The organism is Lactobacillus ultunensis DSM 16047 (assembly GCF_001436305.1).
GTDB lineage: Bacteria > Bacillota > Bacilli > Lactobacillales > Lactobacillaceae > Lactobacillus > Lactobacillus ultunensis.
Genome location: NZ_AZFO01000002.1, coordinates 77,617 through 93,255, shown reverse-complemented (window position 1 = coordinate 93,255; position 15,639 = coordinate 77,617). Strand labels below are relative to the sequence as shown.

Here is a 15,639-nt window from a genome sequence, read left to right as displayed (position 1 = left end):
TAGCTAATCATGGGGCTTTTCGATTATACAAAATCGTGATATAATTAAGTCTGTTTAAACATACGTTCTTAATTAAAATAGTGATTTAACATGAATATTACGATTATAACGATTACAATAGGTCTCATAACCTATTATTTTTTTCGATCGATTAAAATAAAAAATAAGATGAAAAAAGTAGAACTTAGTGATATAGATAAAGAAGAATTGAATAAAATAGAGAAAATAGCTGGGAAAAGATTACCATATCGTTTCCCAAATAGAAAAGAATTAAAGTTTCAGATAGTTGAATTTGTTCGTCCAGGTTTTATTAAACGTAGAATTTTTGATAGTCGTGGACACTGTCATTTTTTGATAAAATATAATCTTGATCGAACAGTAGCAGAGTTTGTACAATTTGGACCTCAAGATGGACATTATTTACGTAAGACAAATTGGGATGCTCAAAATAAAAAAACAGAATTTTATCAAAATGAAAAAGAAACGATAACTGAATTATCTCAGATAAAAAGCAAGTTTCAGTACTACAGTTCAATGGTCAAACAGGGCAAAGATGAAATACTACCCATTGAAAATGATCTTAAACAGTATGCTAATGAAGTGGAAAATCATGCTTATTATCAAAGAGAGTGGGTTAAACGAAAACCAATAACGGACACAAAGGCGATCCATTCAATTGTAAAGGCGGAAAAACTAGATTTAACGAAAAAACGAGATATTCGTAGAGCGCTTCATTCTCGTAATGTAATTCGTATCAGTGCAATAAATTCAGGCTTTAAAACCTATAATAAAACTGTTAAGAATTTTCAACAGCGGATGAATGATTTACATCTAGGTAAAATTAAGTATTTACGTCCAATGGATATTTTAACTAATCGAGATTTGCATCACCTTAGTAATTTATTAGCTGGTGCTGCAGCTGAAGAATTGGTTAATCGAAAGATTCGAGAAGTTCAGTTTGGTAAGGAATTAATACATAATCTGATTTTGCCATATCCATATGAGAAACAAAATAGTCTTGGGAGTAATCAAATTGATCATTTGGTATTGGCTTCTAGTGGCATTTTCTGTATTGAAACTAAAGCACGCACTAGTCAAAAGGGTTGTTATGATGCTTTAACTGATTATGATGACATTGCAGATCAAGTAGCTAAGCATAAAGAGAGTATCAAATATGTTTTAGAGAAGAGTAATAACCCTATAATTATTAATCTTCTGAAAAGAGTTCCTAGTATTGACCAATTGATTCGTAATGTAGTTGTTTTTATTGATAGAAATATGACTGATTTTTCACTTGAAAAAACAGAGCGTTATCAAAGAATGGGTATAGAAGTTGGTCAACTTGCTGATGTTCAATCCATATTGGTTAAAGCAAAAAATAATATTGGATTACATTCGGAAGAAATTGAAGCGGTTAGAGAAGAACTGACTAATAATGATGCATTGGAAGAAGAAAAAACTTTTAACGAAAATGTATTACTATTTGAAGATGACATGGACTTAAATGAGCAGAAGGTTGATGAGCAACTGTATCATGCCAATCAAATAATAAAGCGAATAGGACATATTAATGAATTGCTTGCTAGCTATTTAAATGATGCTCGTCGCTGGCAAAAACAGTATCAAAACTATCTTTATTGGAAAAAATTTTATAGTCAGGTTTATGATTTTAGGGATGCAGATAATTATTATCAACAGCATCAAGTACAAAAAGACATTTTAGATGAGGTATAAAAAAGGATGAAGTTTCATTTGAAAAATATTTTTAAATCTAAATTTTTCGGGTTGTTAATTTTTTGGATCCTTTTACTTATCTGGATGTTATATGTTAATGATAAATGGGGAATTAGAATCTCTGTAGTTTGGATTATTGTAATAGTAATATATCTTATAAAAGACCTTTATCAGAAAAGAAAATGATTTTACAAAAAAGAGCTTGGAGAAATTTACTGTAAGATTTTTCTCAAGCTCTTAATTATTTCAATAAATTAAAGTGATCAATTCTAAAGTTAATTTGATATTTTTGCGCTTCAATATCTTCACCATCAATTTGTGCAAATTTAGGCTTTTTAGTTTCGATATGAATCTCTTGTGCTTCCACATAATGAAATTGAGGTGCATTCACGTGAGATCCGTTCTTCAGTAGTTTAGTAAAAAGAAAGATAAATTTACTTAGAGATGGCTTTTCAACAATTATTGTATCAAGCTCATGACTGAAAATATTAGCTTTTGGTAGGATGACAAAGCCACCACCAAAATAAGGATGGTTAGTTGTGGCAGCAAAATAAGCATCACCGTAATGAACGGTTTTATTTTGTGTCTTTACGGTGACAGCAAAGGTATCTTGTCTCGCCAACGCCTTAATCACGTTTAAACCATAAATTAGGTTACCAGAATTTAAATGGTTCATTTTCTTTTTTAATTGTTCATGATTGCTTTGATGAACAATTAATGCATCAAAGCCAATTCCAAAATTATTAACAAAGTAACCTATTTTTTACCGGGAATATTCGAACAAAAATAGCCACAATCAACACATTCGAGTTGAGGAGACGTAAGTAAATGATCAATTAATTGCTTAGGATCATCAGTTAGTCCCACACCACGGACAAAATCATCACCTGTACCTGCTGGTAGATAAGTAATAGGAGTTTCAGGATTAGCTGATTGCTTAATACCGTTCAATGCTTCGTTAAATGAACCATCACCGCCAATTACAATTAAGAAATTATTCTTTGGAATAGAAGCATCAGCATATCTTTTGGCAAGTATGGTTAATTCACTAGGGTAGTGACTTTTTTGTTGATCGAAGGGAATTTCTTTTTCTTTTAATATGTTTAAGATAGCCTTATCGGCTTTAACAGCTTTACCATTACCGGCAACTTCATTAACCAATAAATGAACTTTGATATTTTTATTCATAAATAATATTGTTATTCAAAATAAAAGATCCCCGAAGGGATCTTGCGATGTTTATTTCTTTTCGATTATGATTGGTAAAATCATTGGTCGTCTTTCAGTCTTTGAATAAAGGAAGTCAGACAAGTTCTCTGTGATAGCTTTCTTTATATCATTTTCTTTAGGCTTATCTGATTTTGCCATTTCGTTACGGAGAACATGGTAAACATGTTTCTGAGCTTGACTGATTAATTCTGTTGATTCACGCATATAAACAAAACCACGACTTAGAATGTCTGGTCCTGCTAATACACGCTTATGCTTGTAGTCAACAGTAGCAACTGCAACAACAAGCCCTTCTTCAGAAAGAATTTGTCGATCATGGACAACAACATTACCAACATCTGCTGTACCAGAAGTATCAACATAGACGTCACCAGCTGGAATATGGCCAGCAATTCTGGCACCCTTTGGTCCAAAGCAGACAACTTCACCATTAGATAATACAAAAGTATTTTCAGCAGGGACACCAGCTTGTTGAGCAAGTTGAGTGTGAATAACCTGCATTCTGTATTCACCGTGAACAGGAATCATATACTTTGGTTTGGTTAAACGAACCATCATTTTCAGTTCTTCTTGACCACCATGTCCAGAAGTGTGAACATTATTTACTCGGCCATGAATTACATTAGCTCCACCTTCCATCAATTTATTGATCAGATGGTTAACGCTTAATGTATTTCCTGGAATTGGGTTAGAAGAGAAAATAACCGTGTCGCCTGGCTGTAAAGTGATTTGTCTATGTGTACCATTAGCAATTCTTGATAAGGCAGCTAATGGTTCACCTTGTGAGCCAGTACACAAAATCATTACTTTTTCAGGTGGTAACTTATTAATTTCGTCAGCATCAACAATTAAATCTTTAGGCACATTTAGATAACCTAAGTCAATACCATTGTCGACACCGTTTTCCATGCTTCGACCAAAGATAGCAACTTTTCTTCCGGTATCAATAGCAGCTTGAATAGCAGTTGATACACGGTAAAGGTTGGAAGCAAACGTGGCAAAAATAATACGACCATGAATTCCAGTAATAATATTATGTAATGACTTAGCTACGAATCTTTCAGATTTAGTAAACTGGGTAACTTCTGCGTTAGTGGAATCTGAAAGAAGTGCAAGTACGCCTTCATTGCCTAATTTAGCCATTCTTTGAAAGTCTGGTGCAGGTTGATTCATTACAGGAGTTAAGTCAAATTTGAAATCCCCGGTGAATACTACAGCGCCTAATGGTGTATGCACGGCAATACCTAATGTATCAGGAATGGAGTGGGTAGTTCTAAAGAAAGTAACTGAAAGTTTCTTAAACTTTAGAACAGTATCCTCATGTTCTTCATGCAATTCAGTCGTTTTTAGAATTCCGTGTTCTTCCAATTTACCTTTAATTAATGACAAGGCAAATGGAGTCGCATAAACCGGAATTTCAGGAATCTTTTCCAATAAAAATGGAATACCACCAATATGGTCTTCATGTCCGTGACTGACTACTAAAGCTTTGATTTTCTTACGATTTTTGATTAGGTAAGAATAGTCTGAAATAACATAGTTAATACCTAATAAATCGTCTTCGGGGAATTTAATACCACAGTCCATGATGATGATTTCATCCTGATACTGCACACAATACATATTTTTACCGATTTCATGCAAACCCCCGATTGCATAAACGGCTACTTCATTATTTTTAATTCGCACTCTTTATTACTTCTTATCGAACTTTGTTAACTTAAAGTCAGCGTGTTCTTTTTCGTAAGTTAAAGAATTGCCGGTTAATTCTTGGATGAGTTCAATGTTGTAGGGGGTATTGTCCTCAACCGTACTTCTTGCTTCGACCATGTTGTCAGCTTCCATGTAAAGAGTTTGTGTAGTTTCTCTACGTGGATTGACAATCTTGTCTTTTTGATACAAAACTTTGTAAATCATAAATGATTCTCCTTAATTAATGTATAAACGTTCAATTTAGAGCAAAAATTACTCAATAGCTATTAAAAATTTTATCATATTTATAAAGCTAAGTATATAAATATGTTTAATTACTCCGTTCCTTAAATTCTTTTGAAAAAATTAAGAATATCATTGACATAAAATAACGTAAATTGTATTATGACAATGTAGTAAATGAATTATTAAACTCATTTGCTCGCTATAAGAAGTCTCTTCAATCTTCTTAATTCCCAATGTATAAGCTGCTAGTTTAGTCATCTAGTGGTTTTTTACGCATAAAAGTGTGTGGGAGAAAAGTTCTAATTGACTTTTCCCCTTTAACTAAAAAGGACGAAAATTCTTTAAGAAGAATTTTTCGCCCTTTTATTTTACTCAATTTCAAATAACATCTAGGATATAACTACTGTATCTTCTTTAAGAGAATAAGGATCTTTCTTATTGATTCTATCGTAGAATAAATGACCGTTTAAGTGATCAATTTCATGAGAAGAAACAATGGCTGGGTAATCCTTTAATCGAATTGTTTTTTCTTCACCGTCAACGGTATAGTAGTGAATAGTTAATTTGTCAGGACGAGGAACGTAGCCATTGATTACTTTATCAACACTAAGACAACCTTCACCTTCACTTAAACAAGCTTGACGAACTGATTCCGAAATAATTTCAGGATTAACATAAGTTTCTTTAAAAATAATTTTGCCTTCATCATCTGGAACTAAAAGTGCAGCCATTTGGACGCTTTCCCCAACTTGAGGAGCTGCTAAACCTACACCAGCTCTTAATTGATGTTTTTCAGCAATCTTTGGATCTTGAGAATTAATCAAGTATTCCATCATGTCTTTTGCTAATTTTTTATAATGATCGCTAAGTGGAAAAGTTAATGGCTTAGCAACCTGGCGTAAAACGGGATCACCGTCACGCACAATATCTTTCATTAAGATCAAAATAATTACTCCTTTAAAAAAACTAATCTAATATATTTTTACCATAATTTAACGCTTTTTGCTTAGTTTTAGGTAAAATAAATGAAAAGTTAACTTATTGTTAAGCGTTGACCCGCGTGCAGTTAGGTGGTAAAATTCACTAACGTAACTATACAGATTTAAAAAGAAGCACTTCGATAAGGCGCAATTGCGTTACCGAAACTGTGACAGAGTCACAGTTTTTTTATTGAAGAGTGGGGAGGAATACACTTGTCAGAAAAAAGAAGAGACGATATTAGAAATATTGCTATTATTGCCCACGTTGACCATGGTAAAACCACTTTGGTTAACCAATTATTGAAACAATCTGATACTTTACCAGAGCACATGAATCTAGAAGATCGTGCAATGGACTCAAATGCCATTGAACGTGAACGTGGTATTACTATTTTATCTAAGAATACTGCTGTTAAGTACAAGGACACTACTATTAACATCCTTGATACGCCAGGACACGCTGACTTCGGTGGTGAAGTAGAACGTGTTATGCACATGGTAGACGGAGCATTGCTTTTAGTTGATGCTTATGAAGGTCCAATGCCACAGACTCGTTTCGTTTTGAAGAAGGCTTTGGAAGCTGGCGTAAAGCCTATCGTTGTTTTGAACAAGATTGATCGTCCAGGCGCACGTCCAAAGAAAGTTTTGGATGATGTTCTTGAATTATTCATCGAATTAGGTGCCAATGACGAACAGCTTGACTTCCCAGTTGTTTATGCTTCAGCTTTGAATGGTACTTCATCTTATGATCCAGATCCTGCTACTCAAAAGCACACTATGGATCCAATTTTCGATACTGTTTTGAAGTACATTCCAGCTCCAATTGATAATTCTGATGAACCTCTTCAATTCCAAATCACTATGCTTGATTGGGATGATTATGTAGGTCGTATCGGTGTAGGACGTATTTATCGTGGCCACGTTAAGGTGGGCGACAACATCACAGTTATGAAACGTGATGGTTCTACTCAAAACTTCCGTGTTACTAAGTTGTTTGGTTACTTTGGTTTGAAGCGTAACGAAATCAAGGAAGCTAAAGCTGGTGACATTATTGCTATTAGTGGTATTAATGACATTTACGTTGGAGAAACAATTGCCTCAGCTGATCATCCAGAAGCTTTACCATTGCTTAAGATTGATCCACCAACACTTCAAATGGACTTTGTTGCTAACGATTCACCATTTGCTGGTCGTGAAGGTGACCAAGTAACTCCTAAGAAGTTGGAAGATCGTTTAATTCGTCAAACTCGTACTGATGTCTCATTAAAGGTTGAACCAACTGATCAATTAAACGCTTGGACTGTTTCTGGTCGTGGTGAACTTCACCTTTCAATTTTAGTTGAAGAATTACGTCGTGAAGGCTTCGAATTACAACTTTCACGTCCTAAGGTTATTTACCGTGAAATTGATGGCAAGAAGTGTGAACCATTTGAATCTGTTCAAGTTGATACTCCTGACGAATATGTAGGTGGTGTTATTGATTCTCTTTCACAAAGAAAAGGTGAAATGAAGAATATGGAATCCACTGGTAACGGACAAACTCGTTTGGAATTCTTAGTTCCTTCACGTGGCTTAATTGGTTACAATAACGAATTTATGTCTCAAACTGGTGGTTACGGAATTATGAACCACAGTTTTGAATGCTACAAGCCAGTAGTTAAGAACTGGAACCCAGGTCGTAGAAATGGTGCTTTGGTTTCTATTAACCAAGGTCAATCAACTACTTACTCATTACAATCTGTTGAACAACGTGGTATTTTGTTCATTGGTGCTGGTGTTGAAGTTTACGAAGGTATGATCGTTGGTCAATCTTCTCGTGAACGTGATATTGCTGTTAACGTTACTAAAGGTAAGAACTTAACTAACACTCGTGCTGCAGGTAAGGACCACGCAGCCGCTATCAAGACACCAAAGACCTTGACTCTTGAAGAAGCTATCGAATTCTTGAATGATGATGAATACTGTGAAGTAACTCCAAAGTCAATTCGTTTACGTAAAAAGATCTTGAATACTTCAGAACGTCAAAAGGCTGATAAGAAGCGTAACCGTACTAAATAATTAGGTTATATTAATACTAAAAAGTCATTGCTTAATAGAAGCAACGGCTTTTTTGTTTTATAATGAAAAAGTATTATTTCAAATAAAGGGGCAACGCTCGTGCGTCGAAAATTAAGTTATCTTAATTACCGAATTTTCGTTCCTTATCTAATTTTAGTAGTATTGGGAATAATTTTGGTATATTCAGCTAGTTCAGATATTTTGTTGGTTAATGGATTTAAACCAGATGTGTATGGAATAAGACAGGCGATTTATGCGACTGTGGTTTTTCTATTTTTTGGTATTCCATTTTTTGCCTTAAGACTAAAGGTCATTAAAAGTCCAAAATTTGTAGCAGGATTTTTGCTAATTTGTGTTGTAATGTTACTATGGCTGGTTTTTCTGCGATTTGCACATGGTAGTTCAGCTGCCGTTAATGGTGCCGTAGGGTGGATTAACTTAGGTTTTATTAATTTACAGCCTTTGGAAGTTACTAAGTTAGCATTAGTAATTTATCTTGCCTATGTACTTGATCGGAGAGATGGGAAATTAGTAAAAGGTAAAATTAAATCTAATTTATCTCATCCAGCAATGTTAGCTGCATTTTTAATGTGCTTAGTTATTGTTGAACCAGATTTTGGTGGTACTGCAATTTTATTCATGATCACATTAGTCATGTTTTCAGTCTCTGGTGTGCCTACAAAACTAGCTTTAGCCTGGTTAGCGGGGATAGCTCTTTTAGTTGGATTCGTCTTTTGGGCTGTAACTACTTGGAATCCTAAGTTTTTGCAAGAAAGCTATCAGTTTCAGCGGTTGATGTCTTTCTTGCATCCCTTTCAATTAGAGAGAAAAGGGGGGGCACAGCTGGTTAATTCATATTATGCGATTCATAATGGTGGCCTTTTTGGTGTAGGTTTGGGTAATAGTATGCAAAAGCGTGGCTACTTGCCAGAACCTTATACTGACTTTATTCTTTCCATTACTGCAGAGGAACTTGGTGTAGTTTGTACAATTTTGTTAGTAGGACTTTTGTTCTACCTAATGTGGGAAATCATGGAAGTGGGCATCAATGCCGCTTCTCAATTCGACGCTTTAATTTGTTTTGGTGTAACTACAATTATCTTTACTGAAGCCTTATTTAACGTTGGGGCTGTTTTAGGTCTTTTACCAATTACTGGGGTTACGTTGCCATTTATTTCATATGGTGGTTCATCAATGATTGTTTTGACAGCAGCAATTGGCTTAGTTTTAAATGTTTCGGCCAATGAAAAAATGTTAAAAGAAAAGGATGAAACAGTTGCATGAGTATTAATAAAGAAATCGAAAGTACGCACTTGGTTAAACGAGTAGCTTTAATTATTTATTTGAAATCGGTGAGTGATCAATTTAAGCTGCGCCGCTTTGGCGATATTGTTTATTTTTCTAAAAACATGAAATACTGTGTTCTTTATGTTAATCGCAAAGATGCTAGAGAAGTTAAAGAAGAGATTTATCATTTAGATTTTGTAACTTATGTAGAAATATCAGCAGAAGAAGAGGTAAATCTGGATAGTCAACACATTGAAGGCCAGCTTACTGAAATGGCTAAAGAAGCAGAAAAGAAATTGCAACTAGAGCAAGAGAAAAATGAGGATCAAATGCAATGAGAATCATCTCAGGAAAATATGCTAAAAGAAATTTATTTACGCTAAAAAGCAATCGTACTCGTCCAACTAGTGATAAGGTTAAAGAATCTTTGTTTAATTCTTTAGGTCAATTTTTTCATGGTGGTAATGTTTTAGATCTGTATGCTGGAAGTGGTGCGTTAGGCATTGAGGCTGTTTCAAGAGGATATGACAAAGCAAGCTTAGTAGATATCAATCATGCTGCTTGTTCAATTATTAAAAAGAATGTTGCCTTAACTAAAGAAGAGAATCGCTTTGATGTTTATAACATGCGCAGTTCAGTTGCCTTAAAATTATTTGCTGAAAATGGTGAAAGATTCGATTTAGTCTTTTTGGATCCACCTTATGCAAAAGAAAAGATTGCTAAGGATATGATGCAAATGAATAAGTTAGATTTATTAAATGAAAATGCAATTGTTGTTGCCGAGACTGATGATCATACTGAATTAGGTAAAATTACAGGCTTTTCATTAATAAAAGACCATCATTTAGGTAAAACTATTGTAAGGATTTATCGAAAGGATAAATAATGACTATTGCCATTTTTCCGGGAAGTTTTGATCCAATTACTAATGGACACGTTGAAACTGCGAAAAGAGCAGCAGAAATTTTTGATAAGCTTTATGTAGTTGCAATGACAAATACTTCTAAAAAATATTTATTCTCAGCTAAAGAACGAGCTGAATTTATTAGGGATGCTTTAAAAGATACACCTAATATTGAAGTACTTGAAAGGCCAAATGAATTAACGGTAAATTTAGCCCATAAATTAAAGGCTAAAGCCATTGTCCGTGGAGTGCGAAATAGCGCGGATTTTCGCTACGAGCAAGAGATTGCGGGAATAAACAAACGTTTAGCGCCAGATATTAACACAGTTTTGTTATTTAGTAGTCCCGAAAATTCTTTTGTAGCTTCAAGTATGATTAAAGAATTGGCACGTTTTGATGAAGATGTTAGTCAATTTTTACCAAAAAAAGCAGCTAAAGCTTTGAGAGAGAAATTGAATCATGAGTAAATCAAATAAAAGTCGGCGGGCACGCAATTGGATAATTGCTATTATAGCAATCGTTGCAGTAGCTTTTTTGGCATTCTGGCCGACCGATTATTATATAGAATCTCCTGGTGAAGCAGTTCCAGTGGGACAGTTTATCAAATCACCAAATAAGAAACCCAATAACTTTTATTTGGTGACTGTTAGTGTTACTAGTCAACCAGCTTCGATCCTGCAATATTTGTGGAGTTATACCAAGCCTTATGATGATCGAGTACCTAGCGAAGAATTGCTAGGTGGACAAACTAATGCGCAATACAATGAATTACAAAACTGGTATATGGAAACTAGTCAACAAAATGCAATTTATTATGCAGCCAAAAAAGCTGGTAAAAAGCATAGTTTGAAATATCTCGGTGTCTATGTAATGGAAGTACAAAAGGGATCAAGCTTCAGAAAAAAATTGCAAATTGGAGATACGGTTCTCGGTGCTGATGGTCATCGTTTTCATTCTACAGAAGAGATGATGACTTATTTACGTAAGCAAAAAATTGGTAATAAAGTGACAATCTTGGTTTTGCGTGGTAAGCAGAAGAAGAAACTAACTGGTAAAATTGTTAGAGTAAAAGGTACCAATAAACCTGGTATTGGAATTCAATTGGTCGAGCATGTGACCGTAAAAACTAAACCTAAACTTACAATTAATGCCAGTGAGATTGGCGGTCCTTCTGCTGGGTTGATGTTTACGTTGGAAAGCTATGAAGTCTTTACCAAACAAAATCTTAGTCATGGTCATAAAATTGCTGGAACAGGTACGATATCACCAACTGGGAAGGTTGGAATTATCGGTGGTGTTGATAAAAAGGTAGTAGCTGCCAGTCGTGAAGGAGCTGAAATCTTCTTTGCGCCAACTGATTCTACTGATGTAAAAAAGAGTCAAACCAATTATGCAGTAGCCAAACGTACTGCTAAACGAATTCATACTAAAATGAAAATAGTACCGGTTGGTGATTTTGATGATGCACTTCATTATTTAAAGACACATTACTAAAATTTTTTAAGAAAAATAAAAGTCCAGAAAAAATTCTGGGCTTTTTTTGCGTAATAAATAATAGAGGTGAATTTTATGGATTTTGAAAAAATTAAAAATTTTATAGTTGAGAGAAAAATGTATTTCATTGTAGGGGTGATTCTTCTAGCTGGAGGATTTTGGTTGAAGAAAGGAGACAGTCAAGAGAACAACATACAACTAGAGAATTCCAAGATAATGCAATCGAACAGTTCCTCTAGTTCTAAAGTGAATATGAATAATACACAAAGTTCTAATTCTAAGACGGTTACTTGTGATATTTCTGGAGCTGTAAAACATCAAGGTGTTTATACGTTGAAAAACGGAGCTAGACTTCAAGAATTGATTGAAGCAGCTGGTGGCACAACTGATAAAGCTCAATTAAAGGCGATAAATCGTGCAGTTTTATTAAAAGATCAAGACAAAATTCATATTCCTTACAAAGGTGAAAAAGTAGAGAATATGACTACTACGGGCACAGGTTCAAATTCTCAAACAGAAAATAATAATCCTGGTAGAAAAAATGCTGCTTCATCAAGTCACGGTGATGGGGAAAAAATAAATTTAAATACAGCTAACGTATCTGATTTACAAAAATTGACAGGTATTGGTGAGAAAAAAGCAGAGCAAATTATTGCCTATCGTGAACAAAATGGTTCTTTTAAGAAACCAGAAGATTTAATGCAAGTTTCAGGAATAGGAGAAAAGACTTTTGCAAGCCTTAAGGATCAATTGGCTGTTTAAAAATGATGTGGGCTTTTATCTTATAGCAGCACTATTTTTAGTGACATTTTCTTTCTTATTTTTTATTTGTGATTCTAGTATTCAAAAAATAATTTGTTTTTTATTTCTAGGATATTTTGTTTATCTGTTACTAAAGAAATATAGAGTTAGCGTTAAAATTTTAGTTTTATTAGTAACTTTATTTTTTAGTTTTGCTTTTTTCAATAAAGATATAAATAGTTTTAATTTAGATAAAACTAGTCAAATTAGAATTTATCCTGATCAAGTAAAAGTAAAGGATAGTTATTTGACTGGCATTGGTCATGTGAAAAATGGAACGATTTTACTTAATGGAAAAGTAACCCAGGCTCAAGAAGAACTTATTAAAAAAGGCTTGCCTATTATGCTTAGTCAAATAAATGGTGAATCTGGGATGGTAGAGCCAGCTACTAACATTGGTGAATTTGATTATCGCAGGTATTATGCTGCCAAGAAAATTAATCAACGAATAAAGTTTACTAGTACTCAAATGAATATTGCTTCAGTGAGTTTTATTGATAAATTGCATCAATTGCGATTTATTTTGCAGAATTATTTTAAGACAATGCCACAATTACTTGGCTTTTTTGCCAGTGAATTAATATTAGGTGAAAATAGTGCGCAAGAAAATCAAGAACTTTTAAATAATTATCGTAACTTAGGCGTTATCCACTTATTAAGTATTTCTGGATTGCATGTTGGTTTATATGTTTGGATTATCAGTACGCTCTGTTTTTACTTGAAAATGACCGATGAAGAAACTTTTCTAGTTTGTATGTTGGTTCTGTTGCTCGGTATTTTTTTGAGCAATGGTCAAGCAGGATTTGTTAGGGCAAGCATATCCTATTGTTTAGGAAAAATATGTAAATTTAAGGGTTATCGTGTAGCTAAGATTGATTTACTGGGCTTAACTGGCATATTGCATCTTTTAGTAGTACCACGTTTATTTATGGCTACTGGAGCCATATTAAGTTATGTTTTAGCGTTAGGATTGCAGCTGACAGATAAATTTAATGAAATCAAGCAATCAATTTTATTGAATTTATTATTAACACCACTTTTATTATTATTCTTTTATCAAGTGAACTTGCTTACTGTTTTGTTTAATATGTTAGTCGTTCCATATTTTAATTGGATAGTTATACCACTTACTTTTATTAATCTGATAATCTTCCCGTTTATTAAGAATTTAGCGCCACTATTTGAGCAAATATTGGAGTTGGGTGAAAAAGTAATTAGTCAATTGTCTCAAACCAAGTGGGGATTAATAACTTTTGGACAAATGAATTGGTGGCAATGTATATCACTGTTGATAATTACTTTGTGTCTGATTATTGCATTGAGAGAAAAAACAGAATGGAAATTTAGTCCAAAGAAGATAAGTATCAGCATAAGTTTGTTATACTTAATATTTTTTAGCATGATTCATTTTCCTTTATATGGACAAGTGACTTTTATTGATGTAGGGCAAGGTGATAGTATTTTGATTACTACTCCTTTTCCGCGCAGAGTCTATATGATTGATACTGGAGGTAAATTGAATTTTTCTGGTAAGAAGTTAACGCCTCAAATTAATAGAATTACGATTCCATTTTTGAAGAGCCAAGGAATTAGTAGGATTGATGGCGTGTTTGTTTCTCATCAAGATGCGGATCATGTTGGAGATTTAGGCCCTTTACTTGAACAAGTTCAAGTAAAGAAGTTATATATGGCTAAGGGTTTGATTAACAATCCGTCTTTTCAAAGAAGAATCAATAATCGAATTAAATATACTAAGTTAGTAGAATTATTGGCAGGAACGCAGATAAAAGAACCTAGAATAGTTTTTAATGTAGTTTATCCATATTTGCCAGGTGAAGGAAAGAACGAAGATTCATTAAGTTTATATTTTAGGTTAGCAAATAAAAATTGGCTTTTTACAGGAGATTTAGGTCGAGAAGGAGAAAGTGAAATTATGCAAAAGATGAATCTACCAGTAGATTATTTTAAGCTGGGACACCATGGTAGTAAGACTTCTTCTAAACCGGAATTTTTGCATGCGATTAATCCTAAACTTGTTTTTATTTCAGCAGGACGTAAAAATCGTTTTGGTCATCCTCATCAAGAGACATTAGATACATTAACTAATCAGCGGATACCATGGGTTTCAACTCAAGACTGTGGTATGATTAGCTGGTATTATGGCGGGATGCAAAGTCCCAAATTTAGTTACTTTTTAAAGCGGGGTAAAAGATGACCTTACTTTCTTTATTTAAAAATACTAATAACGATAATCCTCATACTTTAATTTGGAGTGAGGATGATTTTTTGAATGATTATTTAGCAAAATCTTATGCTCATGAAGAACAATTTAAGGATCTGGAACATGTTATTGTAGATTGTGAAAGTGATGGCTTAGATGAGCTAATTGCTAGTCTTACTGAATCAAGCTTATTTAGTGAGCAAAAATTAATTATGGTTAAAAATCCATTTTTTCTAACTGCTAAAGTTCCAAAAAAGTTTCAAAAACAAGTTAATGATTTGCAAAAGATTTTTGAAAACTTGCAGGAGTTAGAAGACGTAGTTGTAATTGTTGCTTCGTATGACAAAATTGATCGCCGAAAGAAATTAACAAAAACAGTTTTAAAAGAATTTAATGTGGTAGAACCCAAAATTCGTTCTTATGAAGTAGGTGCAATTACTAAAGCAATAATCAAGGATGAAGGATATACTATTACTCAGTCGGCGCTGCAGCTCTTAATTGAGCGTAGTGATCAAGTGATGGACACAATTTTGAGTAACTATCAAAAACTAAAGATGGCAGCTCCAGATAACAAAATTACTGAAAGATCTGTTATGCAAAATGTTGATTTGTCCTTGGCACAAAATATTTTTGCTATTTTGGAATCAGCGTTGAGCAAAAATTATCAAGAAGCAATTGATAGATTAAATAATCAACTTAGAGAAGGTACATCACCAATTCAGTTGTTGGCTGTTTTTGAGAATCAACTGGAGCTAATACTGGTAGTTAAAATTCTTGCTAAAAGAGGGAGAAGTGAGCCGCAAATTGTTAAAGAATTGGGAGTTCATCCTTATCGGGTAAAACTGGCATTAAAAAACCGCTTGGCCATTGGTAAATTAGAGCAGCTTTTACGGGATGCAATTAATTTAGAATATAACTATAAGAATGGTAATTATCATGAAGATAACTTTTTGCAGCTTTTTGTTTTAAATGTTTAAGGAAAATAAAAAAGA

The 15,639-nt window shown here is 33.7% G+C and carries 15 protein-coding genes; 10 read left to right on the top strand and 5 right to left on the bottom strand.

The genetic code is table 11. The features are described from left to right. The first annotated feature begins 90 nt into the window (after positions 1 to 90). Positions 91 to 1,734 carry a nuclease-related domain-containing protein gene (locus FC57_RS01105; RefSeq protein WP_007125406.1) on the top strand — a complete coding sequence of 548 codons (1,644 nt, stop codon included), beginning with the start codon at positions 91 to 93 and terminating at the stop codon, positions 1,732 to 1,734. Positions 1,735 to 1,975: 241 nt separating this feature from the next. Here FC57_RS01105 and FC57_RS11465 read toward each other — a convergent pair whose 3' ends face one another. From FC57_RS11465 to def, 5 genes are all read right to left on the bottom strand, one after another. Beyond that, on the bottom strand, positions 1,976 to 2,410 hold the full coding sequence (locus FC57_RS11465; protein ID WP_007125408.1) for a diacylglycerol/lipid kinase family protein: 435 nt from the start codon (positions 2,408 to 2,410) through the stop codon (positions 1,976 to 1,978). Between the two features lie 80 nt (positions 2,411 to 2,490). Then, complete coding sequence (locus tag FC57_RS11460; RefSeq protein WP_007125409.1) at positions 2,491 to 2,922, bottom strand: acylglycerol kinase family protein; 432 nt, start codon at positions 2,920 to 2,922, stop codon at positions 2,491 to 2,493. A gap of 51 nt (positions 2,923 to 2,973) precedes the next feature. Then, positions 2,974 to 4,653, bottom strand: coding sequence for a ribonuclease J1 (gene rnjA / locus FC57_RS01090; RefSeq protein WP_007125410.1), 1,680 nt, complete (start codon positions 4,651 to 4,653; stop codon positions 2,974 to 2,976). Between the two features lie 6 nt (positions 4,654 to 4,659). Continuing rightward, complete coding sequence (locus FC57_RS01085; RefSeq protein ID WP_007125411.1) at positions 4,660 to 4,881, bottom strand: DNA-dependent RNA polymerase subunit epsilon; 222 nt, start codon at positions 4,879 to 4,881, stop codon at positions 4,660 to 4,662. 410 nt (positions 4,882 to 5,291) lie between these two features. After that, complete coding sequence (def, locus tag FC57_RS01080) at positions 5,292 to 5,846, bottom strand: peptide deformylase (RefSeq protein ID WP_007125412.1); 555 nt, start codon at positions 5,844 to 5,846, stop codon at positions 5,292 to 5,294. Positions 5,847 to 6,095: 249 nt separating this feature from the next. On the opposite strand from def, the gene typA reads away from it, so the two are divergent. From typA to holA, 9 genes are all read left to right on the top strand, one after another. Continuing rightward, the gene (typA, locus tag FC57_RS01075) at positions 6,096 to 7,940 is read left to right on the top strand and encodes a translational GTPase TypA (protein ID WP_007125413.1); all 1,845 of its coding nucleotides are present in this window, start codon (positions 6,096 to 6,098) and stop codon (positions 7,938 to 7,940) included. Positions 7,941 to 8,039: 99 nt separating this feature from the next. Next, complete coding sequence (locus FC57_RS01070; RefSeq protein ID WP_040529373.1) at positions 8,040 to 9,224, top strand: FtsW/RodA/SpoVE family cell cycle protein; 1,185 nt, start codon at positions 8,040 to 8,042, stop codon at positions 9,222 to 9,224. After that, complete coding sequence (locus FC57_RS01065; protein WP_007125415.1) at positions 9,221 to 9,565, top strand: DUF2129 domain-containing protein; 345 nt, start codon at positions 9,221 to 9,223, stop codon at positions 9,563 to 9,565. Before FC57_RS01070 ends, FC57_RS01065 begins: the two co-directional genes overlap by 4 nt. Continuing rightward, on the top strand, positions 9,562 to 10,113 hold the full coding sequence (gene rsmD, locus FC57_RS01060; RefSeq protein WP_007125416.1) for a 16S rRNA (guanine(966)-N(2))-methyltransferase RsmD: 552 nt from the start codon (positions 9,562 to 9,564) through the stop codon (positions 10,111 to 10,113). The genes FC57_RS01065 and rsmD overlap by 4 nt, the downstream gene beginning before the upstream one ends. Further along, a complete protein-coding gene (gene coaD / locus FC57_RS01055; RefSeq protein WP_007125417.1) occupies positions 10,113 to 10,598 on the top strand; it encodes a pantetheine-phosphate adenylyltransferase in 486 nt (161 codons plus the stop codon). The genes rsmD and coaD overlap by 1 nt, the downstream gene beginning before the upstream one ends. Beyond that, positions 10,591 to 11,625 (top strand): SepM family pheromone-processing serine protease, encoded by a 1,035-nt coding sequence (locus FC57_RS01050; RefSeq protein WP_007125418.1) that lies wholly within the window; start codon positions 10,591 to 10,593, stop codon positions 11,623 to 11,625. The genes coaD and FC57_RS01050 overlap by 8 nt, the downstream gene beginning before the upstream one ends. Positions 11,626 to 11,700: 75 nt before the next feature. Further along, positions 11,701 to 12,387 carry a helix-hairpin-helix domain-containing protein gene (locus FC57_RS01045; protein WP_007125419.1) on the top strand — a complete coding sequence of 229 codons (687 nt, stop codon included), beginning with the start codon at positions 11,701 to 11,703 and terminating at the stop codon, positions 12,385 to 12,387. Beyond that, positions 12,356 to 14,641, top strand: coding sequence for a DNA internalization-related competence protein ComEC/Rec2 (locus FC57_RS01040; protein WP_007125420.1), 2,286 nt, complete (start codon positions 12,356 to 12,358; stop codon positions 14,639 to 14,641). The genes FC57_RS01045 and FC57_RS01040 overlap by 32 nt, the downstream gene beginning before the upstream one ends. Beyond that, entirely contained in the window at positions 14,638 to 15,624 is a 987-nt protein-coding gene (gene holA / locus FC57_RS01035; RefSeq protein ID WP_007125421.1) for a DNA polymerase III subunit delta, read from the top strand. Before FC57_RS01040 ends, holA begins: the two co-directional genes overlap by 4 nt. Positions 15,625 to 15,639: the final 15 nt, after the last annotated feature.

Coding starts and splice junctions, on each gene's coding strand:
- FC57_RS01105 (WP_007125406.1), top strand. CDS start 91: ATGAATATTACGATTATAACGATTACAATAGGTCTCATAACCTATTAT.
- FC57_RS11465 (WP_007125408.1), bottom strand. CDS start 2,410: ATGAACCATTTAAATTCTGGTAACCTAATTTATGGTTTAAACGTGATT.
- FC57_RS11460 (WP_007125409.1), bottom strand. CDS start 2,922: ATGAATAAAAATATCAAAGTTCATTTATTGGTTAATGAAGTTGCCGGT.
- FC57_RS01085 (WP_007125411.1), bottom strand. CDS start 4,881: ATGATTTACAAAGTTTTGTATCAAAAAGACAAGATTGTCAATCCACGT.
- FC57_RS01065 (WP_007125415.1), top strand. CDS start 9,221: ATGAGTATTAATAAAGAAATCGAAAGTACGCACTTGGTTAAACGAGTA.
- rsmD (WP_007125416.1), top strand. CDS start 9,562: ATGAGAATCATCTCAGGAAAATATGCTAAAAGAAATTTATTTACGCTA.
- coaD (WP_007125417.1), top strand. CDS start 10,113: ATGACTATTGCCATTTTTCCGGGAAGTTTTGATCCAATTACTAATGGA.
- FC57_RS01050 (WP_007125418.1), top strand. CDS start 10,591: ATGAGTAAATCAAATAAAAGTCGGCGGGCACGCAATTGGATAATTGCT.
- FC57_RS01045 (WP_007125419.1), top strand. CDS start 11,701: ATGGATTTTGAAAAAATTAAAAATTTTATAGTTGAGAGAAAAATGTAT.
- holA (WP_007125421.1), top strand. CDS start 14,638: ATGACCTTACTTTCTTTATTTAAAAATACTAATAACGATAATCCTCAT.